The 22,985-nt window shown below is 37.4% G+C and carries 23 protein-coding genes; 13 read left to right on the top strand and 10 right to left on the bottom strand.

The window, feature by feature from the left end:
* Positions 1-21: 21 nt before the first annotated feature.
* The gene (locus COMX_RS00355; protein WP_034335721.1) at positions 22-3,033 is read left to right on the top strand and encodes a bifunctional [glutamine synthetase] adenylyltransferase/[glutamine synthetase]-adenylyl-L-tyrosine phosphorylase; all 3,012 of its coding nucleotides are present in this window, start codon (positions 22-24) and stop codon (positions 3,031-3,033) included.
* A 45-nt stretch (positions 3,034-3,078) separates the two neighbouring features.
* Complete coding sequence (gene bcp, locus COMX_RS00350) at positions 3,079-3,555, top strand: thioredoxin-dependent thiol peroxidase (RefSeq protein WP_034335717.1); 477 nt, start codon at positions 3,079-3,081, stop codon at positions 3,553-3,555.
* A 13-nt stretch (positions 3,556-3,568) separates the two neighbouring features.
* Here the strand turns inward: bcp and COMX_RS10525 are convergent, their stop codons facing one another.
* From COMX_RS10525 to COMX_RS00335, 3 genes are read right to left on the bottom strand one after another with little or no spacing between them, the layout of a single operon-like run.
* Entirely contained in the window at positions 3,569-4,792 is a 1,224-nt protein-coding gene (locus COMX_RS10525; protein WP_051461745.1) for a DUF4412 domain-containing protein, read from the bottom strand.
* Positions 4,793-4,836: 44 nt separating this feature from the next.
* On the bottom strand, positions 4,837-5,499 hold the full coding sequence (gene aat, locus COMX_RS00340) for a leucyl/phenylalanyl-tRNA--protein transferase (RefSeq protein ID WP_034335714.1): 663 nt from the start codon (positions 5,497-5,499) through the stop codon (positions 4,837-4,839).
* Between the two features lie 3 nt (positions 5,500-5,502).
* Positions 5,503-6,342 carry an EcsC family protein gene (locus COMX_RS00335; RefSeq protein WP_034335711.1) on the bottom strand — a complete coding sequence of 280 codons (840 nt, stop codon included), beginning with the start codon at positions 6,340-6,342 and terminating at the stop codon, positions 5,503-5,505.
* Between the two features lie 270 nt (positions 6,343-6,612).
* Between COMX_RS00335 and COMX_RS00330 the strand changes: the two genes are divergently transcribed.
* Positions 6,613-7,029, top strand: coding sequence for a hypothetical protein (locus tag COMX_RS00330; protein WP_051461744.1), 417 nt, complete (start codon positions 6,613-6,615; stop codon positions 7,027-7,029).
* A gap of 231 nt (positions 7,030-7,260) precedes the next feature.
* Here COMX_RS00330 and rnhA read toward each other — a convergent pair whose 3' ends face one another.
* From rnhA to ispH, 3 genes are read right to left on the bottom strand one after another with little or no spacing between them, the layout of a single operon-like run.
* A complete protein-coding gene (gene rnhA / locus COMX_RS00325; protein ID WP_034335708.1) occupies positions 7,261-7,722 on the bottom strand; it encodes a ribonuclease HI in 462 nt (153 codons plus the stop codon).
* Complete coding sequence (locus tag COMX_RS00320) at positions 7,712-8,671, bottom strand: homoserine kinase (RefSeq protein WP_034335705.1); 960 nt, start codon at positions 8,669-8,671, stop codon at positions 7,712-7,714. Before COMX_RS00320 ends, rnhA begins: the two co-directional genes overlap by 11 nt.
* Positions 8,672-8,693: 22 nt before the next feature.
* Positions 8,694-9,677, bottom strand: a complete 984-nt coding sequence (gene ispH / locus COMX_RS00315) for a 4-hydroxy-3-methylbut-2-enyl diphosphate reductase (protein WP_051461743.1) — start codon at positions 9,675-9,677, stop codon at positions 8,694-8,696.
* Positions 9,678-9,865: 188 nt separating this feature from the next.
* On the opposite strand from ispH, the gene COMX_RS00310 reads away from it, so the two are divergent.
* On the top strand, positions 9,866-10,483 hold the full coding sequence (locus COMX_RS00310) for a hypothetical protein (protein WP_034335702.1): 618 nt from the start codon (positions 9,866-9,868) through the stop codon (positions 10,481-10,483).
* A gap of 83 nt (positions 10,484-10,566) precedes the next feature.
* Positions 10,567-11,976 (top strand): glucosyltransferase domain-containing protein, encoded by a 1,410-nt coding sequence (locus COMX_RS00305; RefSeq protein ID WP_034335700.1) that lies wholly within the window; start codon positions 10,567-10,569, stop codon positions 11,974-11,976.
* A 63-nt stretch (positions 11,977-12,039) separates the two neighbouring features.
* Here COMX_RS00305 and COMX_RS00300 read toward each other — a convergent pair whose 3' ends face one another.
* Complete coding sequence (locus tag COMX_RS00300) at positions 12,040-13,560, bottom strand: acetyl-CoA hydrolase/transferase family protein (protein ID WP_034335698.1); 1,521 nt, start codon at positions 13,558-13,560, stop codon at positions 12,040-12,042.
* Between the two features lie 164 nt (positions 13,561-13,724).
* On the opposite strand from COMX_RS00300, the gene COMX_RS00295 reads away from it, so the two are divergent.
* The 4 genes from COMX_RS00295 to COMX_RS00280 all read left to right on the top strand — a co-directional run bounded on the left by COMX_RS00295 (position 13,725) and on the right by COMX_RS00280 (position 16,691).
* The gene (locus tag COMX_RS00295) at positions 13,725-14,420 is read left to right on the top strand and encodes a metallophosphoesterase (RefSeq protein ID WP_034335697.1); all 696 of its coding nucleotides are present in this window, start codon (positions 13,725-13,727) and stop codon (positions 14,418-14,420) included.
* 53 nt (positions 14,421-14,473) lie between these two features.
* The gene (locus tag COMX_RS00290; protein WP_034335694.1) at positions 14,474-14,782 is read left to right on the top strand and encodes a chorismate mutase; all 309 of its coding nucleotides are present in this window, start codon (positions 14,474-14,476) and stop codon (positions 14,780-14,782) included.
* Positions 14,782-15,294, top strand: a complete 513-nt coding sequence (locus tag COMX_RS00285) for a SixA phosphatase family protein (protein ID WP_051461742.1) — start codon at positions 14,782-14,784, stop codon at positions 15,292-15,294. The genes COMX_RS00290 and COMX_RS00285 overlap by 1 nt, the downstream gene beginning before the upstream one ends.
* A gap of 86 nt (positions 15,295-15,380) precedes the next feature.
* Positions 15,381-16,691 carry a citrate synthase gene (locus COMX_RS00280; protein WP_051461741.1) on the top strand — a complete coding sequence of 437 codons (1,311 nt, stop codon included), beginning with the start codon at positions 15,381-15,383 and terminating at the stop codon, positions 16,689-16,691.
* Positions 16,692-16,736: 45 nt separating this feature from the next.
* Here COMX_RS00280 and COMX_RS00275 read toward each other — a convergent pair whose 3' ends face one another.
* Positions 16,737-16,997, bottom strand: coding sequence for a hypothetical protein (locus COMX_RS00275; protein ID WP_371827972.1), 261 nt, complete (start codon positions 16,995-16,997; stop codon positions 16,737-16,739).
* 223 nt (positions 16,998-17,220) lie between these two features.
* Here COMX_RS00275 and COMX_RS00270 point away from each other — a divergent pair, with 223 nt between their 5' ends.
* Positions 17,221-17,973 (top strand): orotate phosphoribosyltransferase, encoded by a 753-nt coding sequence (locus tag COMX_RS00270; RefSeq protein WP_034335688.1) that lies wholly within the window; start codon positions 17,221-17,223, stop codon positions 17,971-17,973.
* A 21-nt stretch (positions 17,974-17,994) separates the two neighbouring features.
* Positions 17,995-18,822 carry a glutamate racemase gene (gene murI, locus COMX_RS00265; RefSeq protein WP_034335685.1) on the top strand — a complete coding sequence of 276 codons (828 nt, stop codon included), beginning with the start codon at positions 17,995-17,997 and terminating at the stop codon, positions 18,820-18,822.
* Here murI and COMX_RS00260 read toward each other — a convergent pair.
* Entirely contained in the window at positions 18,813-19,817 is a 1,005-nt protein-coding gene (locus COMX_RS00260; RefSeq protein WP_200867587.1) for a polyprenyl synthetase family protein, read from the bottom strand. The genes murI and COMX_RS00260 overlap by 10 nt on opposite strands.
* 192 nt (positions 19,818-20,009) lie before the next feature.
* Between COMX_RS00260 and COMX_RS00255 the strand changes: the two genes are divergently transcribed.
* Complete coding sequence (locus COMX_RS00255) at positions 20,010-20,810, top strand: tRNA1(Val) (adenine(37)-N6)-methyltransferase (protein ID WP_034335680.1); 801 nt, start codon at positions 20,010-20,012, stop codon at positions 20,808-20,810.
* Between the two features lie 312 nt (positions 20,811-21,122).
* A complete protein-coding gene (locus COMX_RS00250; RefSeq protein WP_051461740.1) occupies positions 21,123-22,091 on the top strand; it encodes a ribonucleotide-diphosphate reductase subunit beta in 969 nt (322 codons plus the stop codon).
* A gap of 53 nt (positions 22,092-22,144) precedes the next feature.
* Here COMX_RS00250 and COMX_RS00245 read toward each other — a convergent pair whose 3' ends face one another.
* Entirely contained in the window at positions 22,145-22,984 is an 840-nt protein-coding gene (locus tag COMX_RS00245; protein WP_034335677.1) for an aldo/keto reductase, read from the bottom strand.
* Position 22,985 lies beyond the last annotated feature (1 nt).

Here is a 22,985-nt window from a genome sequence, read left to right as displayed (position 1 = left end):
GAAATTACAGGGAACATTTATATGCCCATATCCCATTCCGCAGAGGCTCCATGGTTTTATCAAAACTGGCCTAAGCCAGCAGACCAACAATCTGCTAATATATTTGCAGAAGACCTCATGAAGCTATGGGTTCAATATGAAAAAGACCCTACTTTTATACAGCAAAAATATATTTTAAATCTTATTCATGCAATTGGAGGCAACAGTCCTTATTTATCCAGTTTAATTTTAAAAGATATTCATTTTTTCGAATTCCTTTTACAGAATGGCCCCGATGAAGCATGTAAAACAACATTTCATACCTTACATCAATTTTCAATACAAGAATCTCGTCAAGCTATTGCAAAAATCATACGCATTACCAAACAAAAAATTGCCCTCGGCTGCGCGTTGGCTGACATTGGCAATTTATGGTCTTTACAAGAAATTACCTTAACTCTCAGCAATCTAGCAGAAGTCACTTTAAATCTTGTTCTTAACCATCTTTTACTCCATGCACATAAAAATAAAAAAATAAATTTACCACATCCTTCAACACCCGAGAAAAATTGTGGTTTTATTATCTTAGGAATGGGAAAACTGGGTGCAAAAGAACTCAACTATTCCTCTGATATTGACCTGATTATTTTATACGATCCCGATATTTATCCCGATAATGATGACTTAAATACGGTTTTTGTAAGATTAACCCGCCAACTCGTCGCTTTGATGGAGGAACGAGATGAAAATGGCTATGTTTTTCGCACTGATTTACGTTTACGCCCAGACCCTTCATCTTCACCCCTAGCAGTTTCTCTACCCGCAGCAATCACCTATTATGAAAGTTTGGGACAAACTTGGGAACGCTCTGCGATGAGCAAAGCCAGACCCATCGCAGGAGATATAGAGGCTGGTTATACTTTTTTAGAAGCTATTCGCCCCTTTATTTGGCGAAGACATCTGGATTTTACCGTTATTGATGATATTCATGCGATGAAAAAACGTATTGATCAGCATAAAAAAACAGGAAAACTCAATTTATCTAAACTCCCCCCTAATCTTTCCGATGAAAATGCTCTTGAATGGCTAGTTGGACAAAATATTAAGCTGGGTCATGGAGGGATCAGAGAAATCGAGTTTTGTCCACAAACCATGCAACTTGTCTGGGCAGGACGTTTCCCAGAGCTTCAAGATTCAACGACAATTGGTGGGTTAACCAAACTAACAGAAAAAGACCTTTTAACTGCTCCTCAAACCGAAAAACTGATAGAAGCTTATAGCTTGCTACGCAAAACTGAACATCGTTTGCAAATGCAAAATGACTATCAAACACATTCTTTTCCCAATAGCCTAGAGGAGCTTTGTCAGTTTTCAATTTTTATGGGATATGAAACGCCCGAGAAATTCGCCCATGAATTATTCCCATTAATGCAATTTGTTAGGCAAAGTTTTGAAGGGTTATTTGCAGCCCCAGAAAATGATGAGCAATATGTCCTAGATATGCCAACAGAAGAGCTCAAGGAATATTTAAATCAAAAAGGCTTTCCAGACGAAGCTGCCTCTATTTTACAATCGTGGAATGACAGCGGCCCCAGAGCTTTACGCACAGCCAAAGCCAGAACAATTTTAACCAATGTTTTGCCTAAATTATTGGACGCGTTTGCTGGACAACGCAATCCGCTATTAGTTTTACAACGGTTTGATACTTTACTGGCAAGGCACAGAGCTGGCATTCAGCTTTTGTCGTTGTTTGAGCGTAATCCTGCATTGATTAAACGACTATCCGCAGCCATTGGCACGTCACATTTTATTGCCGAGCATTTGGCCAGTAACCCTGCTGCAATTGATGCTTTATTAGAGGTTAATTTAGCAAAAAGTCGCTTTAACCTACGTAAAACTGTAAAAGATTATCTTAAAAACACAGAATATTATATGGATGCCATCCCTGCTTTACATGGATTGGTACATAGCGAGGAATTTAGATTATCCATAGCGTATTTAGATAATCAACTTAGCCTTGATCGAACTCAAATTCTACGCACCTCTATGGCTAATATCATTATTAAATCCTTGTTAGATAAAGTCACCAAGGAGCATCAAAAAAAATATGGTTACATACCAGGTGGTGGTATTTGCGTTATCGTTCTTGGCAAAGCAGGATCTTGGGAAATGACCTCTGGATCTGATTTAGATTTGATGTTGATTTTTGATCATCCGCCTGAAATCTATGAAAGCCACTTTCCTTTATCTTCACATGCACATCTTCATTCAACGCAGCGCTCTCTTACCACAAATAATTATTACATTCGCCTCACCCAAAGCTTTATCTCTGCCATTACCAGCGCTGGATCAGCAGGGTCTTTATATGAGGTTGATATGCGTTTACGCCCTTCTGGAAGCAAAGGTCCCGTTGCTGTTTCGCTAACTTCTTTTAAACGTTATCACAAAGAAGAAGCTTGGACATGGGAACGTATGGCACTAACCAGAGCAAGGATTATTGGTGGACCATTAAAGTTACAAAAACATATCACTGAAACAATTCAACATGCACTCTTAAATGCCCCACATAATACCAGTGATGCACAAATACTCAAAGATACCGCCGATATGCGCGCTCGACTACTTAGAGACGCCCCTCCTTGCAGTCAATGGGATGTAAAGCATTTAACTGGTGGGTTAATGGAGGTTGAATTTATTGCTCAGGCTTTGCAATTAATCGCACATAATCCAGAAATTTATCATACCTGCACACGTATTGCACTTAGACGTTTGGAAAAGCATGGATATTTAGAGCATAAAGATGCTAAAATCCTTATTCAAGCTGATCGTTTTTGGAGAAATATGCAAAGCCTTCTAAGAATATTTTTTGGCAAGCTTCCACCCCAAGACCTAAGAACAGAACTGACCCCAACCATTATAGAAATCATGTCTAGAGATTTATTAAAAACACCAACCCAAGATATTGATGCTATTAAACAAATAGAAGATAAAGCAAAACTTGTTGGAGCAAAAGTTCGAACTATATTCATTAAATATATTGGCGCTGTGTCATAAAATGTTATGCTATACTAATTTTGTTAATTTATAAAATAAGGATCAATGATGGCCAATTTAAACGAAGGCGATGCAGCACCCAGTTTCGAAATGCAAACTCAATTGGGCAAACCTATTTCTTCTGCTGAACTAAAAGGACGAAAATATATTCTTTATTTTTACCCAAAGGCAGATACTTCTGGTTGTACCAAAGAAGCATGTGCTTTTGAAGAAAATTTATCTACTTTAGCAAAGATCAATATACCAGTCATTGGTGTTTCAAGAGATCCTGTTACAAAGCTCAAAGCATTTGCTGATAAATATAATTTAACGTTTCCCCTAGCCTCTGATGAAGAGGGCAGTGTCACTTATGCTTATGGTGTATGGGTGGAAAAATCAATGTATGGCCGTAAATACATGGGTATAGAACGCGCAACATTTTTAATCGATGAACAAGGTACCATTTTAAAAATATGGCCCAAAGTTAAAATTACAGGCCATGTTGAAGATGTTTTAAAAACAATCAAACAACTTGGCCAATAATTAACAATTTAACCTATGGATGTGCAGGTGCCAATTCTGTTAAATTAGAGGGCACCTGAAATAATTTTGTATCTTGTGGGGCATAAACCACTTTTAATGCCATAACTAATGGAATGTTATTTCTGACCACACGCAACATAACACCATCATCTGTATAACAAATATCATTTGGATTGCCTTCGCTATCCACTATTTGCCACTCATTACAATGTTGCCCTGCAATGGTTGCCTCTCCTACTTTCATATAGTCCCCAGTTGGCCTTTGGCTTGGTGCCAAAATAGAATCTCCTGGTGAAGGCATTGTGGTTTTTTTCTTGAGTTCTGGATTAAGCACAACCAATTGTTGGTTTTTATAATCCGTAATCATGTAAGTATCCACTCCTTGAGAATCGATACGTTGTTTCCATTCACCAACAGACCAACGCATTCTTTGATGAAATGGTGGTAATCCAGGCATCGCACCAGCAATCGCATAGACAACATCCACATCACGTTGAGGGGTTATAAAAGGATTTTGATCAGCCTCAACCTTTTCCCCTTGTCCTTCACCAGGTTGAGCTTTCATCGGAATTAAAGGCTGAGCAGTGCTATTGGGATTAATTAAAACAGGGCTATCCCCTTTATGCTCAGGAAGCTTTACAGGTTGATATCCTGGCGGAATTTGAAACGTCGACGCTGGTAACTTGCTATAATCAACAGAAAGCGCAACCGTTTTACCTTCCACACCATCAGCATCCGCCCCTTCTTGTTTTAATAAAACACCATCTTCGGTAATACAAACTATGGCAGATCCTTTGGGTCCTTTGACTTTCCAGTCACGACATATGATCCCAGCAATACGCTCTGTGCCTTTCTTTTGAAAAGTCATGCTTGGATCTAAAAACAATCCTGCTTGTCCTGATTTGCTCGCAACAACGGTATAAATTCTAGATTTATTTGCAATAACTGTTGCAGTCTTTTTGGCCGCATCAACAATTACAGTCCCTAAATTATCAGGACCATCCACACGCATGGTATTACCATCACCAGAAAAAATAATCTTCCTGCTTTGCAACAAAGACGAATTTTCTGGTTTAATTGCATAAATAACCGTAGCGTCACGCTTAGGCATAAATAAAGGTTTTTCAGAATTGTTATACTGAGCCAAAGCCATAGGAACCAGTAATAAAGAACCAATTCCACACATCGCCCCTTTATAAAAAGGCAACTGATAACTCTTTTTAAAAAGAGACGACATTTTTTTTCCTTTAACTCTATTAAAAAATTAACTGTATTTTACAATTATGTCGACGCACGCATCGCCTTAATTTCCTGAAAAATATCCACTTTCCACTGATTATCTAACCATTGTGCTGGTTTATCGATAACGTGATCTAATTGTTTCTTATATTCAACCTCATTTATCTCTATCCCTCCAAATTGTGCAAGATGAGCAGTCATAAATTGTGTATCCAGCAGTTCAAAATGACCTAATCTTAAACGTGCCACTAGATGCACCAAGGCAATCTTTGAAGTATCACGCCTTTTGGAAAACATACTTTCTCCAAAAAAAGCCTGACCAATAGCCACCCCATATAACCCGCCAACCAACTGATCTTGATCCCATACTTCAACACTATGAGAGTGACCTTGCTGAAAAAGCTCAAAATATAAAGAACGTATAGGTTGATTAATCCAAGTTTGATCTCTTTTGGGCGTTATTTGGGCACAAGCATCAATCACTGCTAGAAAATCAGTATCAACTTTGACTTCATATTGATCAGACAATACGGTTTTGGCCAATCGTCTGGGTAAATGAAAACCATCTAAAGGTAAAATTCCCCTTTCCTCAGGATGATACCAAAATAACCGCGGATCATCCTTATCATCAGCCATAGGAAAAACGCCTATTCTATAAGCGTCTAAGACAATATCAGCCGTAATTTCTTCAGTAGGTATCGACATCTCCTAGGAGGCTGCGTATTCGTTAAAACGTTGCTTACGAATATATTCAATCGTCTCTTTGGCCAACGGTCCATGTTCGCGCTCTAAACGTCGCGCAACAAAATGCACTCTAGCCAACGCACGATAATGAGCCAAGAATGCTGCATTTAAAGATGCACCACATAAAGCACTGACTACGGGCATCATTTGTAAACTTAATTTTTGCGAAAGGCTAAGGCCATATTGGTAAGAAATATCTGCCATCAACATTACCATTGGACGACCACGTAACATTAATCGAGCAGAAAAGAATCCCAACTCATTCTCTTCATTACCACGCCCAGCATTGCCAAAAGAACGTAATGCAAACACTTCTAAACAAGCTCTCTTTGCTTCTTCAGTGGACAGATCCTCACCCTCCTCCTGAGCAATAGCAGCAATTTCACGCATTAATGCCAATGTAGTAAAACTAATATCAGGTAGCATTCCCACAAGCCCAGTAAACCCACCTACCGCACCAGAAGTCACTACTACCGCTTGAACTGCTGTATTTCTTATCTTTTTATATTGTAAAGATTTAACAGGCCGATTATTTCCTTTATCCATACCAACAACGGCAACATCAAATGCACGTTGCACCGCACTATTAGCAAGATTTTGAATTTTTTGCTGAAAATTAGCAGAAATCCCTAGACTACGCCCACCCAGTTTTACAGCATGCCCAACGGCCCCACCCATAATGTCAGCCAGACGTAGTAATACCCCTCGGCCAGATTCAAGTTTATCAAGTGCATTTGTCAATTGAGCAATTTCTTGATCATTCAAAGAAAGTGGCGTTAAACTCGTATGATCTTGTATGGTCATTTACAGAACCTTTTCTTTATTAGTATCAATCTCTTTAAATCAATCTATGATTTCATAATCATCACACTATCATATTCTTAAGTCCATGATCTGAATGATTTAGGTTTTCATCCATCAATTAAAACTTATTCCTTTTCAGTCTGTTTTACCCTAAGACATATGGCATAAAAACCATTTTTTTTAAAAATCTCATCTATTCTACTTTTTATTATTGATTGCCAACTAAAAAGATTTATTTGTAATATAATTAAAAGAAAAGGATTTATTAAAATGATCAACTTTACAAAAAAAACAATTACTCAAGCACTTTTTTCTTTTTCTATTCTTATCGGAAGTGCTGGATTAACAAGCAATACCTATGCTCAATCCAGTGCTCGCCCAACTCCTGGTGCAGGCATGTCTGAATATCAACCCGTTCAAGACTATACCAGCTCTATGACAGCAACACAATCAGACAGTGTCACCTCACAAAAAGGTCCTGGTATGCCTGGGTCAACCCCAAGCCAGTCCCCTAACCGCCCTTATAATGGTCCATCAATAAATATTCCAGGAACAGGTATTCGTGCCTATTTCAATGCACCTGTATCCCCTCCTTATAATGCAGCGGCATCTTACGATACTTATGCTGGACAACCTGGTGGAAACAGGGATGCTATTCTTCAACAAAGTGTTGGTAATGGGTATTAATATATAAACTAACGGCACGATTAAATAATATTACATAAACGATTTATTAAATCCTTTTTATGATAACATCATTATTGGTTGTGCATGATTATGATCACACACAACCAATAGCTGCATATTCACATACCTTATAACTTTAAAAAAGTGAGTATGTGTCCCATGATTTATCAAGTCAATTATATGAAATTATAATTGCAATTATTTTATACTTAAGCTTATCATAAAATAAAATCATTTATTCAAAGCTAATTGATGACGACCTTCAGTTGCCAATTGATCTACACGTTCATTTTCAACATGCCCAGAATGTCCTTTGACCCAATGCCACTCTATTTGATGTCTTTGTGCCGCTTTTTCCAAACGTTGCCATAAATCAGCATTTGCGACAGGTTTTTTCGCAGCAGTCTTCCAACCATTACGTTTCCAACCCGCCAACCATTCAGTAATCCCCTTACGAACATATTCACTATCGGTATACAAATTTACCAAGCAAGAACGTGTTAATGTTTCCAATGCCACAGCCGCCGCGGTTAACTCCATACGATTATTGGTCGTCTCTGGCTCTCCCCCCATTAATTCTCGTTCTTTACCATGACAACGCAAAAGCACACCCCAACCTCCTGCACCAGGATTGGGACTACATCCACCATCTGTCCAAATATCAACAAGAATTAAAGCTGGATCATGTTCCATCAGAAAGCGCTATTAATGTTTGATGATATCGAAGTCGATATAAATATGGCTTGGGATCTTTAGGGGTTACCAAGGCTTCAGCTGGTGTATGTATCCAATCATGTAACCGCGTTAGTAAAAAACGCATTGCTGCACCCATATTCAATATCGGAAAAAGCCGCTTTTCATCCGAAGTTAAAGGACGGATAGTCTCATAACCTTTTATAACTGCTGCCGATAAATCTGTTAAACACTCACCATTATCTTTAAAGCACCAAGCATTAATCGCAATAGCAAGGTCGTAAGCCAAGAAATCAGTGCAAGCAAAATAAAAATCAATAAAACCACTTAGCTGATCAGGGGCAGTAAAAAAAACATTATCTGGAAATATATCTGCGTGGATTTGCCCAATCGGTAAATTATCTTTATCCGTAGGCCATTGAGATAATATTTCCTGTAAAACAGGCTGTATCTCTTGCACCAATTCCTCTTGGTCATATCCAATTGATTTATTCAATAATTCCTGCCAAGAATCTGGGCCAACATTATTTTTCCGAAATTGGGTGAAACCTGCTCCTGCTTGATGTAGATGTGCAATCGCTTGCCCTAACAAAAAACAATGTTTTTCAGTAATTTGTGGTGCCTCTTTACCTTCTAAAAAAGTTACGATTGCAGCTGGTCGTCTGGCCAGAACTGTCAGTGCGACACCACGTTTATCTACAACAGGCAAAGGGCATGAAACACCACGTTGTACCAAGTGTTTCATATATTCTAAATACCAAGGAAGCTCATCTTCTTTGATACGTTTTTCATATAGAGTTAAAATATATTTACCCGTTGTTGTTTCCAACAAAAAATTACTGTTCTCAACACCTTGGGCTATGCCCTTGAGCGTTACAAGATCACCTATCTCGTAATTTTGTAAACATTGCGAGACTTCCTGTTCCGAGACTTGTGTATAAACGGCCATGAATAAGCCCTATAATTCCTAATTATCCTAGAGGTGCTGGCAAACTAAACGTAACATGTTCTTCTTTAACGATACGTTCTTCAATATCAAGGCTAAATCTTTCAGACAAGGCTTCAATAATTTCTTGAACCAATGTCTCTGGTGCAGAAGCACCAGCAGTAATCCCCAATACACTAACACCTTCCAAGGCATTCCACTCTAAATTTTCTAGTTTAGGAATTAAAAGGGCTCTAGGTGCACCAGAGCGTTCTGCAACTTCGCGTAAACGCTGAGAATTAGAAGAGTTAGGAGACCCAATCACCAATACTAGATCACATTCAGGCGCTATTCTTTTTACAGCTTCTTGACGATTCGTGGTTGCATAACAAATATCTTCGCGTTTAGGGCCCTCAATCTGAGGAAAACGCTGACGAAGAATGGCTACAATCTCCGCGGTATCATCAACAGAAAGTGTGGTCTGCGTAATAAAAGCCAAACGATCTGGATTTTCAGGCTGCACGGTTCTGGCTTCATCTGCATCTTTAATCAATGTTACCGCACCAGAGGGTAGCTGCCCCATGGTTCCAACCACTTCAGGGTGACCTGCATGCCCAATCATTAAAATATGACGAGAGTTTGCACCACCATCCGCAAAGTGACGTTCTGCTTCTCTATGAACTTTGGAAACCAAAGGACATGTAGCATCAAGATAAAGTAAGTTGCGACGTACTGCCTCAAGTGGTACCGTTTTTGGAACGCCATGTGCAGAAAATACAACATGTGCATCTTGAGGAACCTCATCCAATTCCTCTACAAAAATCGCACCTTTTTTTTCTAAATTCTCAACAACGGTTCGATTATGAACAATTTCATGACGAACATAAACAGGAGCGCCATACCTGCGCAGGGCTTCTTCAACCACACGAATAGCACGGTCTACACCAGCGCAAAAGCCACGTGGTCCAGCCAACAAGACTTTTAACGCACGAGACTCTTTCATAAAAGATTCTGAATTTTGACTAGGCATAACATTCCCAAATAAATGATAAAATCTATATACTGTATATTTATAATATATATTTATAGTTTGGTCGGTAAGCAAGAGACCATTTCGTAATAGAATTTTTAAATATAGAATATATTCCACATTTGTATAATTTGCTTTATGGTATGAACCCAAAGTGATGTTAAATAAATTATTATGGCAGAAAAAATATGATTCCTTCGAAGTTTCTTCATCAATCGACTTTAAAATCTATATTATTCCCCTTAGGAGCCAGCTTTTTCCTTTGGGGTTGTGCAGCTAAAGATAGCTATGACTTTCCTCCTGCATGCCCCAAAGTAACCGTTTTATCCTCTGCCTCGGATTATTATACTTTTTCTAACAATAAAGATGATTTAGCTCATTTAGTAACCAAAGCTAATATTTTAGGAATCGATGGAAATTGTATTGATGATCCTGACAATGGAAGCAACAAAGAAAAGAAAAGAAAACACAAAGCTTACACTGACAAAATTGATACAACGATGAGCATTGTTATTCAGGTTGCTCGGGGGCCAGCTGCACAAGAACGTCGTTATCAAATACCCTATTTTATCACAACAATTAAAAATGGTAACATTGTAGACAAAAAACACTTTGTTGCTGTTGCGCAATTCCCTGATAATATTGATCAAATTACGCTAAAATCAGATAAGATATTACTTAAGATACCCGCAACACCAGATAGACAACCTGATGGATATGAACTTTTTATAGGCTTTCAACTTTCCCCAGAGCAACTCGCCTATAACCGAGATCACTTTAGACCTGTGCAATATAAAACTTATTAATGTTAGTTTTATAAATAATTATTATAATTTATCACGAATGTTTATATCCAACACATTATCAAATGACTATAGCGAATTAAATTATGCAACAAACTAATGTTAATCTCACACTCAGTGAATTAGGCGAAAAAAAATCGATATTATATTGCTCAATAATATCGTTTTTACTATTTTTTTTGAGTTGTGGTCGAGCTCTTTTTTCTGCCTATACTCCAGATGACTATCTGGTCAATGTTGAAAAGCTTCCATTGGCTTTTTTTCTTCAGCAAGGTCGTTTTGTACAAGGAACAATTTCCGTTATATTTAATAGGTTAAACCTATCCTTAACATCATCTGGTTTTGCTTTCGAAATACTTTTTTTTGCCTCTGTATCGCTATCAGTTTCTTGTTTCTTATACTATTTATCCAATAAAAATCATTCTATTTTTTCATTGCTGTTTGCTTCTGCACTGATTGTCACTCACCCAATCTTTAGTACACTTGCAGACTATCATCAAACCGTAGCAAACTATACAGTAGCTTTTTTATGTTTGAGTAGCTTTTTTTATTTCTCTAAAACTTTTTTTGAATCTAAACAATATAAATATCTAATTTTTGCATCTATTGCCTTGACCTTAACATGTGGAGCTTATCAACCCTGTTTATCTGTGGCTACGATATGGTGTCTTTTTTACGCTTTTGTACAAAACATAAATTATAATATTCGCAAAATCTATATATTTTTTTCCCCTATAATATGCGGAATACTTCTATATATAATTGTTTATGCAATAACTAAAAATGCTGCAGGCTTGAATAATTGGGATTCTAGAGTTGGTATGATCCCAATCTCACAAATTAATCATAGATTACATGATATTATGTTTTTTATACCATCAATTTTATGGAAAGATTGGTGGATTATTCCTGCTTCGTTTACAAGTTTATTATCGTTAATAGTTATAATAACAATAACAAACGGATTAATTTTATCCTTTAAAAAATATCTTTTAATCTCTGTATTATTTGTTATTTCATTAATTATTGTTATTGCACCTATATCTATTGTTAGAACATGGGATCCTACTCATAGGTCATTACTTGGTTACTCATTTTGTTATGGATTGGTTTTAATTTTTATATACCGCCAGGGTATTAGTCAAAAAATAATCTATGCCCTTTCAATCATAGCAATTACATACGCGATTATAATTTCTAATTCATTTCTTACTCAGGTTGAACACAGTAATAACCAAGACCAATGGGTATCTTCGCATATAGCTGTTGATATATTAAAACATACAACAGGACAAAAAATTATCATCGTTAATAAGAATACTATTAATAGTGTAGATTGGTCATACAAGGGTTTATTTTATACCTATACGGGCAAAATATTTGATATTAAAGCTGCCGAACAGCAAGACATTAACTTTTGTAAAAATAGCCCTAAATGGCCAAAGGATGGATATTTACATATAACAAATGATCAACTGACACTTTGCCTAGATTAGATAGATCATCAATAAGAAAGCCATTTTAACATTATCATGATGTGGCTTTCTCAAAAATATAAACTAATTGGACTTAGGCAACATACTTCCAGTATCAACAAATCTTTCATGCCATGAAAGCGCTTCTTTTAAATGATGAGGCGTATACATTGAGCCATTATCTAGACCTTTATTATAATATTCTCTTAATAAAGGTCTAAAATTGGGATGAGCACATTTTTCAATTAATAACTCAGCACGTTGTTTAGGCGAAAGACCTCGTAGATCAGCCAACCCATGTTCAGTAACAACCGCATGAACATCCATCGAAGCATGGTCTACTCTGGATACCATTGGAACAATTGCAGAAATTGCACCGTTTTTAGCCAAAGAGGGTGTCATAAAGATTGTAAGTTTTGAGTTGCGCGCAAAATCACCAGATCCTCCAATTCCATTCATCATACGAGTACCCATAATATGGGTTGAATTAACATTACCAAAAATATCGATCTCAATCGCAGCATTCATCGCGATACACCCAAGGCGGCGAATAATTTCCGGATGATTACTAATTTCTTGAGGTCTTAGTATAATTTTATCACGAAATTTATGAATATTATTATTAAAATATTGAACTTTATCTGGGCTTAGTGAAAAAGAAGTTGCAGAAGCAACACTCATTTTTCCACTTTCCAACATCGTTAACATTCCATCTTGAATGACTTCAGTATAAGCCATAAGATTTTCAAAATCTTCTTTACTCAACGCCTCCATCACTGCATTTGCAACATTTCCAACACCCGATTGTAACGGCAAAAACTCTTGAGGGATTCTTCCTTCTTTCATCTCATCTTTTAAAAATTCCATTAAATGCCCAGCGATCATCCGTGCATTATCATCAGGAGGACTAAAGGGGGTATTCCGATCATGCGAATTCGTCTCTACGATCGCTACCACTTTATCCAAATCTACCGTCATATAATCCACACCAATACGATCTGATGGATTACGAAGAGGGATGATTTCTTGAGGGTAAGTTGTCGTAACTTCCCATATATCGTGCATACCTTCTAACTCAGCAGGCTGCCAAGAGTTAACCTCTAGAATAACTTTCTTTGCACTATTTAACCAAAGCTGATTATTTCCCACCGCAGAAGATGCTATTAAAGTGCCGTCTGCACGAATAGAAGAGAGCTCTATAATTGCAACATCCATATCTCCTATGGCGCCACTGCGATAAAAAGAGGCAACTTGACCTAAATGCATATCAAAATACGTCGTATCTCCGTTATTAATACGCTCACGCATTTTAGGGTCAGTGTTAAATGATGATCGATAAGAAACACCATTAACTTCAGCTAGCACGCCATCCATCTGAGGGCCCGTCGAAGCGCCTGTTAACACTTTAATTTGAAACTCTTCACCTTCACTATGCGCTTGTTTTATACGATCTGCCAAAGCCCCAGGCACAGCCTTGGGATAACCAGAACCCGTAAAACCACTGACACCGACTAAGTCACCATGTTTAATCCATTTTGCAGCATCTTCTGCGCTGCATATTTTATGTTGTAAGCCCGAGTGATGGATACGTTTTTCCTGGCTCATAATACCCCCTATTTGTTTAATTAACCTTTATATAACCTTTTCCTTTTTAAAAATGAGAGAAAAAATTAAAAAACACTACACAAAACAATGTGAACTCATGTGTTTGAATCATTTCTGGAAATATATGATGCAAATTTTAATGTTTATGTTTAAAATGTTTTGTTATGTCTGATTTGTTTACTTCTTACCCTAAATCTTTACGTATAATTGGCGACGTGCATGGTGACTGGCACGCCTTTCGTCATGCCGTAAACACACACCATTTTATTATACAATTGGGTGATTTGGTGGATTATGGTGCTGACAGCGCTAAAGTTATGGCGTTGATGTTGAAGGTTATTGAAGAGAAAAGAGGGTTATTTATAATCGGTAACCATGATAGAAAGTTAGGATTAGTTCTAAAAGGCCATAAACCACGCACAGACAATGCTCTCAATGAAACAATAGAACAAATCGAAAATTATCCAGATAAAAATCTATCAGAAAAAATCATCTATGCGCTCGAACAGGCACCTGCATGGATTGTATTAAAAAAGTTAATTTTCGTACATGCAGGCTTTCATACAAGAATGTTGATAGAGAGCCCACCATCTAATCCCTTGGCACAGATTAATCCTCTTTTATCCAGAGCGTTATATGGAGAAACTAGTAATAAAATGTATAAAAGCGGGTATCCTGTTCGAAAACTGAAATGGGTAAACCATATTCCCGAAGGATATACTTTATATTGTGGACATGATTGTCGTTCTACTGATGGAAGACCTTGGGTTCGTAAAGGATATGCAGGTGGGACGGCTATTTTTATGGATACAGGTGCCAGCAAAGGTGGGCATTTATCTTGGGTTGATATTCCCCTATAAATATTGCTAGTGTAATTAAAGTGACTTTTTATTTTATATGATTGGATATTATAATGGCCTCTTCTGAAGAAGCATTAGAACAATTACAAAAGCTTCGCCTCAGTATTGATAATATTGACAATGCTTTGATTCATATCCTAGCTGAGCGTTTTCGATTAACACAAAGTGTTGGAGAGCTCAAAGCAACATATAATTTACCAGCTGCTGATCCTCAAAGAGAAGCTAAACAAATAGCACGCCTGCGTGAAATGGCTCAATCTGCGCGTTTAAATCCTGATTTCGCTGAAAAATTTCTTAATTTTATCATCACAGAAGTCATACAACATCACAAAGCTATTGCTGAACAAAAAGACCAAAGATAATGTCAACCAATCCTTATTTAACTCTTTTTATTCTTAGGCATGGTAAGGCAAGCGATCATGCAAATACAGATTTTGATCGCCCTTTAACAAAAAAAGGGCAACAACAGGCTGCTGAAAAAGGGCTGATTTTAAAACAAAAGTTACCCTTTATAGACACAATTTTTTGCAGCTCAGCACTTCGCACTCGTGAAACATTACAATACTCCAACTTAGATCATGATCAATCACACATCTTTATCCAAAAAAAACTATATCTTTGTCATCCTGAAGTTTTATTAGCACATATTAACCAAATTGATCGTGGAAAATCTGCACTTTTAATTGGTCATAATCCAGGATTACATCAATTCGCTTATAATTTATTACCATTATATTCTAAAACACGGACACCACAAGAGGATGCCTTATCAGCATCTTTTCCCAAATGTGCCCTTGCCGAATTTCAATTCTCTTGTTCTGATTGGTCTCAAATTAACTGGCACCAAGGCTCTTTGATTTCGTTTGATCGATAAAATTTACTCGCCTCGCATAGACGTTACAATTAATACCTTTATTTTTTGTTATATTATATTTAAACAAATATTTTAGGAGTACCTGTATGACACAGACCACACCGTCTTTTACCCCTCCTCAAGATGAGGGCGCTGTCAAAATCTCTTACAAGGGTAAAAGTTCAACTTTTCCAGTTTTGACAGGGACCAGTGGCAATAATGTTATCGATATCCGCAACTTACAAAAAGATTTAGATTTATTTACCTTTGACCCTGGTCTTGGCACGACAGCATCTTGTGAAAGTAAGATTACATTTATTGATGGTGATAAAGGTGTCCTACTTTACCGAGGTTATCCCATAACACAACTTGCAGAGCATTCAAGCTTTCCAGAAGTTGCTTATTTATTACTTTATGGCAATTTACCCACACGACATGAATATAAAGTATTCGTCGATCGCCTAGAAGAAAAATCATTATTACATGAACAAATCCGCAATTTCTTTAACGGGTTCCGTCGTGATGCTCATCCTATGTCTATTCTTTGTGGAACAGTTGCGGGTTTGTCTGCGTTCTATCCCGAAGGCACTGATACTTCAAACGAAGAAAGCCGCGACATTGCCGCGGTACATTTAATTGCAAAAATCCCTACAATTGCGGCATGGGCTTATAAATATTCTCGTGGAGAACCTTTTGTATATCCAAGAGCGGATTATTCCTATTCTGAAAATTTTCTGAATATGCTTTTTGCTCGCCCTGATACCCCATACCAAATTAACCCTATCTTTAGTAAGGCTATGGATCGTATTTTGATCTTACACGCAGATCATGAACAAAATGCCTCTACCTCTACTGTAAGATTAACAGGCTCTACTGGTGCACATCCATTTGCATGTATTGCTGCTGGAATTGCTGCTTTGTGGGGACCTGCTCATGGTGGGGCTAACGAAGCTGTTTTAAAAATGCTGCATACTATTGGTTCGAAAGAAAATATTCCTGATTATATTGCTCAAGTTAAAGATAAAAATAGTGACGTCAGACTGATGGGATTCGGCCATCGGGTATATAAAAACTTTGATCCCAGAGCTAAGATCATGAAAAAAACTTGTGATGAAGTTTTAAATGAATTAGGCGAGCAAGACCCATTGCTTGAATTAGCGATGGAGCTTGAAAAATACGCTTTACAAGATGATTATTTTGTTCAACGTAAACTTTATCCTAATGTCGATTTCTACTCTGGCATTATTTTTAAAGCGATGGGCATTCCAGAAAGCATGTTCACAGCATTATTTGCTGTTGCTCGTACAGTAGGATGGGTCAGCCAATGGAAAGAAGCTTTTAACGACCCTTTACGCAGAATATATCGCCCTCGCCAATTATATACTGGCCCAGGTGAACGCGATCTGTGGCCAAGATAATAATAATTAAATAAATTGTAAAAGATTATATACTAATCAGGGAGTTTAATGATTTAAACTTCCTGAAGTATCAGGGCAATCACAACCCCTCGTTTTTCCTTGTGCACCAGTATAAAAATGATGATCAATCCATTCAGAAACTAGCAAACGTGCCTCTGTTATCGAAGATTCTGGATGATAAATTCTATATAAATTTGTGCAGCTTTGAAAAATTTGCATTTCACCTACACCAGCAGATTTTAACTCTTGATAAGCCGTAATAACGGAGCGTTCACAACGACGCTGTATATCATTTACCTGAATAATCACAACTTATTCCCATTTGTATCAATTAACTTTAGTTAACTTTAATTAACCTTTCCTTAAGAATAAGAACCAATAGCATTATAGTAAAGCCACTTTATAACAATGTATCGATTATTCTTTTTTTCTTTTGACATATTTAACACGATAATTACTGATTTTTTATAAAAAACCATATATAAAAGGTAAATATCATAAAGTAAGATTTTTTAACAAGGCACGCACTATGTCTCAAACAAATGCCAGAAAACAACCACGCTCTCCTCGTATGACAGAATGGGATCGTGACGCAGCACTAATTACTGCAAGGCTACTCCTTGAAATTAAGGCCGTAAATTACCGCCCAGAAGATCCATATCTTTTAACCGCTGGTTGGAAATCTCCTGTATATATTGACTGTCGTAAAATTATTTTCTTTCCCAGAGCCAGAGCAAAAATTATTGAGCTTGGTGTAGAAAAAATTTGCCGTCACGTCGGTTACGAATCTTTTGATGCCGTTGTTGGCGGTGAAACCGCAGGAATTCCTTTTGCTGCATGGTTTGCTGATCGTATGATGACCCCTATGGCTTATGTACGTAAAAAACCAAAAGGCTTTGGCCGTAATGCACAGATCGAAGGCGACGTTCCTGAAAATATGCGCACGCTCTTGGTCGAAGATTTAACAACAGATGGTATGTCTAAAATTGGTTTTGCCAAAGCACTTCGTGATGCTGGCGCCATTGTTGACCATGCTTTTGTTGTATTTTTCTACGGTGTATTTTCAAGTGCTTATCAAACATTAAGTGATATGGGCATTACTCTGCATTCCCTTTGCACTTGGTGGGATATTTTAGAAGTAAGTTCCGAGTATCCTTATTTCTCTAATGGCGACACATCTGAAATCAGACGTTTCTTAGAAGACCCATGCGCTTGGTCTGCGAAACATGGTGGTGTCAGCAATGAACAAGAAGCTCTTGCTTATAAAAAAGCACGTTTGTAACCCTTAAAACCAATCATATAAATGTCTTATCATATTCTTGCATTTGATTCTGGTATCGGAGGCATCGGCATTGTTCGAAGCCTCTTTGAACAAGCTCAACAGACTAACTTAAATCTGTCCATTGATTATTTGGCAGATAATTTGGTTTTCCCTTATGGTGAGCAAGAAGACAATTTTCTTATCCAAAGAATTATAACATTAATTGGTAAGGCAATAGATAAACTTGAACCTGATCTGGTCATTATTGCTTGTAATACTGCTAGTACTATTGCCCTTCAGGCGCTTAGGGAGCATTATCCTAACACTGAGTTTGTTGGTTGTGTTCCCCCTATTCGTTGGGCAGCTCGGATCAGCCAAACGAAACATATAGGCCTGTTAGCAACCCGTGCCACTGTGCAGCGCCCCTATCTTAAAAGTTTAAAAGAGCAATTTGCTGCTGATTGTCAATTGATCGGCTATGGTTCACCAATTTTAGCCAAAATTGCCGAACAAATTTTTCGTCAAGAGTCTTATAATCCTGAAAATATTGCCCAAGAAATTCATGCACTTTTAAGTATGCCTAGTGCAGAACAAATCGACACAGTATGTCTAGGGTGCACACATTACACATTTGTCTTGCCCCATTTACAAGAGCTATCCCCTCGCCATATTCAATGGCTTGATCCAGCAAATGCCGTTGCTAAACATGCTTTGGATCTAATAGCAGCAAAAACAATTACGCCCAATAATAATACACCACGCACTAACCGTTTCTATTATACTGCCTTACCTAATGAAGATAAAGCTTTACTAGAACAGATTACGTATATGGGATATACAAAGTTACGTCATTTCCAATCTCAGAAATGACGCGTTACTGTGTATCGCGCAATTTCTTCAAACAAAGAATGCAATTCCCCTTCGGGGAAATGACGAATAGCATCACATGCCTTATTCGCAAAAGACATCGCTTCTTTTAAAGTTTCCTCAAGAGCCTGATGCTTATTAATCAAAGACAAAGCATGTTCAAGATCTTGATCCGTTTGATCGCAACTTTCAATGACACGTTCCCAGAATTTCTTTTCCTCTGCATCTGCCTTTTGATAAGCAATTAGAATTGGATAGGTAATTTTACCTTCACGAAAATCATCACCAACCGTCTTGCCTAACTCTTCTTGTTTTGCAGAATAATCCAAAGCATCATCTACAAGCTGAAAAGCCATACCGAGATTCAAACCATAATTCTCTAAAGCTTCTTCATCTTTTACAGTAGAATCAGCAACAATAGCACCGACTCGACAAGATGCTGCAAACAAAGCTGCTGTTTTTCCATAAATGACTTCATAATAACGTGCAATCGATGTCGACAAATCATTTTGCGTGGTCATTTGCAACAATTCACCTTCGGCGATTGTCGCACAAGCCTGAGAAATAACACGCATGACGTCCAAAGACCCATCTTCGGTCATAATTTGAAAAGCACGAGCGAATAAAAAATCACCTCCTAAAACAGAGGCGGCATTGCCAAACACAACATTGGCGCTATCCGCACCTCGACGCAATTTACTTTCATCAACAACATCATCATGTAATAAAGTGGATGTATGTAAAAACTCGATACTAGTTGCCAATCGAACATGACGAGGCATACTACCTTGAGAGAGTTGCTCATACCCACATAATCGAGCAGAAGCTAAGGTTAATAAAGGACGTAGCCGTTTACCCCCCGCAACAATAAGATGGGCTGCCAGCTGTGAAACCAAATCCACAGAGCTTTGCATTCTATCCATAATAAGACGATTACAAAGCTCCATATCACTGGCCAAGTAATCTAATAATTTTTGTAGAGGTTCTTTTGTATCCATTGAGATGGGCTTCTTACTCTATTACCTTTTGTAGAATTGTTACTTTCAATTCCAATCGACTATATGTAACACTTAAAATATTCTTACTAAATCCAAAAACAAGACTATAGAACATTTTTATCATTAACACTTCACTTATTATTAAGCTAGAATACAATTTATTTTGTTAAAACATCTTTTGGTCCATGATTTATGCAATCGATCTCTTCTTCATCTTCTCTTATACACCATAAATCAAAAAAAACATCTGATGGAACGCTTCTTGAAGGAAAGATTCTTTATAAACAATATCAAGAAGGTTACCGTACTGCTCTAGAACCCATTTTAATGGCTGCCGCAATTCCTGCCAAAGCAGGGCAAACTATTATTGAAGGGGGTTGTGGTGCTGGAGCGGGATTAATGTGTTTGCATCACCGTGTTCCTAATATTTCTGGTATAGGTTTTGAACAGCATCCTGAAATGATAGCCTTAGCTAATGAGAATTTTCAACTCAACGAAATGAATAGTTTAAAAGCTATCGAAATCACTTTACCTAAACTTCCAAAACGGCCTTTTGACTTTTTACCCCAAGGGCAAGAACATGTAGATCATGTTTTTTCTAATCCTCCTTGGCACTCATATAATAGTTGTCCCTCTCCTGATCCCAAGAAGGATTTAGCCAAAAGATTACCTAAAGGCTTCTTGTCTGAGTGGATTTATGCGCTCAGTCGTCCTTTACGCCAAGGTGGAACCTTAACATTGGCACTTTCTGTCTCGTTATATGCAGAAGCAAGTGCTGTAATGCATCATTACAAGCTGGGGTCACTAATTTTATTTCCCTTATGGCCGAAAGTAAATCGTCCTCCACGCATTATTTTACTTCAGGGACGTATGGGTTCCACTGGTGGTAGCCATATCGCCCCTGGACTAGTTTTGCATGAGGATAATGGAAATTTCACCACAGAGGCTAATCATATACTTAAAGATGGAAAAATGCTTTGCTTACTACCCTAAACAAGTTAAAATTAGAACAATAGTCATAAGGTTAAGATTCGCAAAACATGTAAAGAAGGCCAATCAGATAAATATTCCCAAACCTATAAAAACTATATATAGTATCTTTACATTATTTTATATACCATATACACAATATCTACCCGATAATTTATCATTAGCATAAAAGCAATTGGCGATAGTTACGCCCTCGTAGATTGATTTTTCTTTGGTTGTTCACCATGTTGCATGAATAAATAACCAAAGAAAGATCCACAAAGGAGAAGTTTGTTGAGTAACAACATAAAAGACACCACGAAACCCCATAATTTAATGACTTATAATCCCGTTTATAAGCCTTTTCATTATCCATGGGCCTATGAAGCATGGTCAACTCAACAACGCCTTCACTGGATTCCAGAAGAAGTCGCTTTGGCAGAAGATGTTAAAGATTGGCATAAAAACCTCAACGATTCAGAAAGAAATTTGATTACACAAATTTTTCGTTTTTTTACCCAGTCAGACGTTGAAGTTAATAATGTCTATATGAAATATTATAGTCAGGTCTTTAAACCCATTGAAGTTCTGATGATGCTTGCTGCATTTTCTAATATTGAGACGATTCATATTGCTGCTTATAGTTATCTTTTGGATACAATTGGCATGCCAGAAGTCGAATATTCTGCATTTTTAAATTATAAAGAAATGAAGGATAAATATGACTATATGCAGAGTTTCAACGTTGATAGCCCCTATGAAATTGCCAAAACAATGGCTGTATTTGGCGCATTTACAGAAGGGTTACAACTTTTTGCATCTTTTGCGATTTTGATGAATTTTCCACGCTTTAACAAGCTTAAAGGAATGGGACAAATCGTTTCATGGTCTGTGCGCGATGAAACTTTACATTGCTTATCCATCATCAAATTATTCCGTACGTTTATTCAAGAAAATCCATCTTTATGGACACCTGAATTCCAACAAGAATTACGCGATATTTGCGCAACCATTGTGGAACATGAAGATGCTTTTATCGATCTTGCTTTTGAAATGGGCGACGTAGAAGGTCTAGATGCTGAAACGGTTAAACAATATATTCGTTTCATTGCCAATCGTCGTTTAACCCAACTTGGGGTTGATATACTTTATGATATTCATAAAAATCCACTCCCATGGATGGATGAGATGTTAAACGCAGTTGAGCATACCAATTTCTTTGAAAACCGCTCTACTGAATATAGCCGTGCTGCAACCCAGGGAACTTGGGAAGATGCGTTTGAAGATATGATTTTAGAAGGTTAGTATTATAAAAAAGAGGTTAGTTTAAATAACCTCTTTTTTTTATTTATATGATCTTAAAACTCTTCATATCGTGATGGATCCTGATCTTTTAACCGTCCATCAGGCCTGTCTAATTCTTTGATTTTGGCCATATCAGCTTCAGTTAATGCAAAATCAAATAATGCTAGATTGTTTTTTTGCCTTTCATCAGAGGTCGCTTTCGGAATAGGCATAGCCCCTAATTGCACATGCCAACGCAAGATAATTTGAGCGGTAGACCTTTGATGTTGCTTGGCAATTTCTTGGATAATTGGATTCTCCAACATACTACTTGCCCTACCAATTGGGCTCCATGATTGCGTTATAATTCCCAACTTTTTATTATAAGCACGTTGTGTTTCTTGAGAAAAATAAGGGTGTAATTCTATTTGATTAATACAAGGGGTAATTCCCGTTTCTTTAATAATAGTATCCAAATGCTCTGGTAAAAAATTACATACTCCAATCGATTTAATCATCCCTCTTTTTTGCGCTTCAATCAAAGCCTGCCAAGCCTCCACATAATTTCCTGTAATGGGGTTGGGCCAATGAATTAAATAAAAATCATAATACTCTAATTGAGCTCTATATAAAGACTCCTCAATAGTGAGCAACGCTCTATCATATTGATGATGCCGTCCAGGAAGTTTAGAGGTGACCTGTATTTTCTCTCTAGCAAGACCACATTGACGAACAGCTTCCCCCACTGTCCCTTCATTTTCATAATTAAATGCAGAATCTAAAAAATGATATCCGTTATGAATCGCTCTAACAATATCTTTGGCACCTTGTCTGCCATTTAACTTGTAAGTACCAAATCCAACAGCAGGAATTGTCGTTCCGTCATTCAAAATAAGCTTTGGAATAGCAGTCATC

The sequence above is a fragment of the Commensalibacter papalotli (ex Servin-Garciduenas et al. 2014) genome (genome assembly GCF_000527695.1).
In the GTDB taxonomy this organism is placed as follows: domain Bacteria; phylum Pseudomonadota; class Alphaproteobacteria; order Acetobacterales; family Acetobacteraceae; genus Commensalibacter; species Commensalibacter papalotli.
Note: the sequence above shows the minus strand (reverse complement) of the source record. Positions and strands in the feature narration are given on the sequence as shown.

What these genes read in the sequence shown, in the direction of transcription:
- COMX_RS00355 (WP_034335721.1), top strand. Translation starts at nt 22, where the DNA reads ATGCCCATATCCCATTCCGCAGAGGCTCCATGGTTTTATCAAAACTGG.
- bcp (WP_034335717.1), top strand. Translation starts at nt 3,079, where the DNA reads ATGATGGCCAATTTAAACGAAGGCGATGCAGCACCCAGTTTCGAAATG.
- COMX_RS10525 (WP_051461745.1), bottom strand. Translation starts at nt 4,792, where the DNA reads ATGTCGTCTCTTTTTAAAAAGAGTTATCAGTTGCCTTTTTATAAAGGG.
- aat (WP_034335714.1), bottom strand. Translation starts at nt 5,499, where the DNA reads ATGTCGATACCTACTGAAGAAATTACGGCTGATATTGTCTTAGACGCT.
- COMX_RS00335 (WP_034335711.1), bottom strand. Translation starts at nt 6,342, where the DNA reads ATGACCATACAAGATCATACGAGTTTAACGCCACTTTCTTTGAATGAT.
- COMX_RS00330 (WP_051461744.1), top strand. Translation starts at nt 6,613, where the DNA reads ATGATCAACTTTACAAAAAAAACAATTACTCAAGCACTTTTTTCTTTT.
- rnhA (WP_034335708.1), bottom strand. Translation starts at nt 7,722, where the DNA reads ATGGAACATGATCCAGCTTTAATTCTTGTTGATATTTGGACAGATGGT.
- COMX_RS00320 (WP_034335705.1), bottom strand. Translation starts at nt 8,671, where the DNA reads ATGGCCGTTTATACACAAGTCTCGGAACAGGAAGTCTCGCAATGTTTA.
- ispH (WP_051461743.1), bottom strand. Translation starts at nt 9,677, where the DNA reads ATGCCTAGTCAAAATTCAGAATCTTTTATGAAAGAGTCTCGTGCGTTA.
- COMX_RS00310 (WP_034335702.1), top strand. Translation starts at nt 9,866, where the DNA reads ATGATTCCTTCGAAGTTTCTTCATCAATCGACTTTAAAATCTATATTA.
- COMX_RS00305 (WP_034335700.1), top strand. Translation starts at nt 10,567, where the DNA reads ATGCAACAAACTAATGTTAATCTCACACTCAGTGAATTAGGCGAAAAA.
- COMX_RS00300 (WP_034335698.1), bottom strand. Translation starts at nt 13,560, where the DNA reads ATGAGCCAGGAAAAACGTATCCATCACTCGGGCTTACAACATAAAATA.
- COMX_RS00295 (WP_034335697.1), top strand. Translation starts at nt 13,725, where the DNA reads ATGTCTGATTTGTTTACTTCTTACCCTAAATCTTTACGTATAATTGGC.
- COMX_RS00290 (WP_034335694.1), top strand. Translation starts at nt 14,474, where the DNA reads ATGGCCTCTTCTGAAGAAGCATTAGAACAATTACAAAAGCTTCGCCTC.
- COMX_RS00285 (WP_051461742.1), top strand. Translation starts at nt 14,782, where the DNA reads ATGTCAACCAATCCTTATTTAACTCTTTTTATTCTTAGGCATGGTAAG.
- COMX_RS00280 (WP_051461741.1), top strand. Translation starts at nt 15,381, where the DNA reads ATGACACAGACCACACCGTCTTTTACCCCTCCTCAAGATGAGGGCGCT.
- COMX_RS00270 (WP_034335688.1), top strand. Translation starts at nt 17,221, where the DNA reads ATGTCTCAAACAAATGCCAGAAAACAACCACGCTCTCCTCGTATGACA.
- murI (WP_034335685.1), top strand. Translation starts at nt 17,995, where the DNA reads ATGTCTTATCATATTCTTGCATTTGATTCTGGTATCGGAGGCATCGGC.
- COMX_RS00260 (WP_200867587.1), bottom strand. Translation starts at nt 19,817, where the DNA reads ATGGATACAAAAGAACCTCTACAAAAATTATTAGATTACTTGGCCAGT.
- COMX_RS00255 (WP_034335680.1), top strand. Translation starts at nt 20,010, where the DNA reads ATGCAATCGATCTCTTCTTCATCTTCTCTTATACACCATAAATCAAAA.
- COMX_RS00250 (WP_051461740.1), top strand. Translation starts at nt 21,123, where the DNA reads ATGACTTATAATCCCGTTTATAAGCCTTTTCATTATCCATGGGCCTAT.
- COMX_RS00245 (WP_034335677.1), bottom strand. Translation starts at nt 22,984, where the DNA reads ATGACTGCTATTCCAAAGCTTATTTTGAATGACGGAACGACAATTCCT.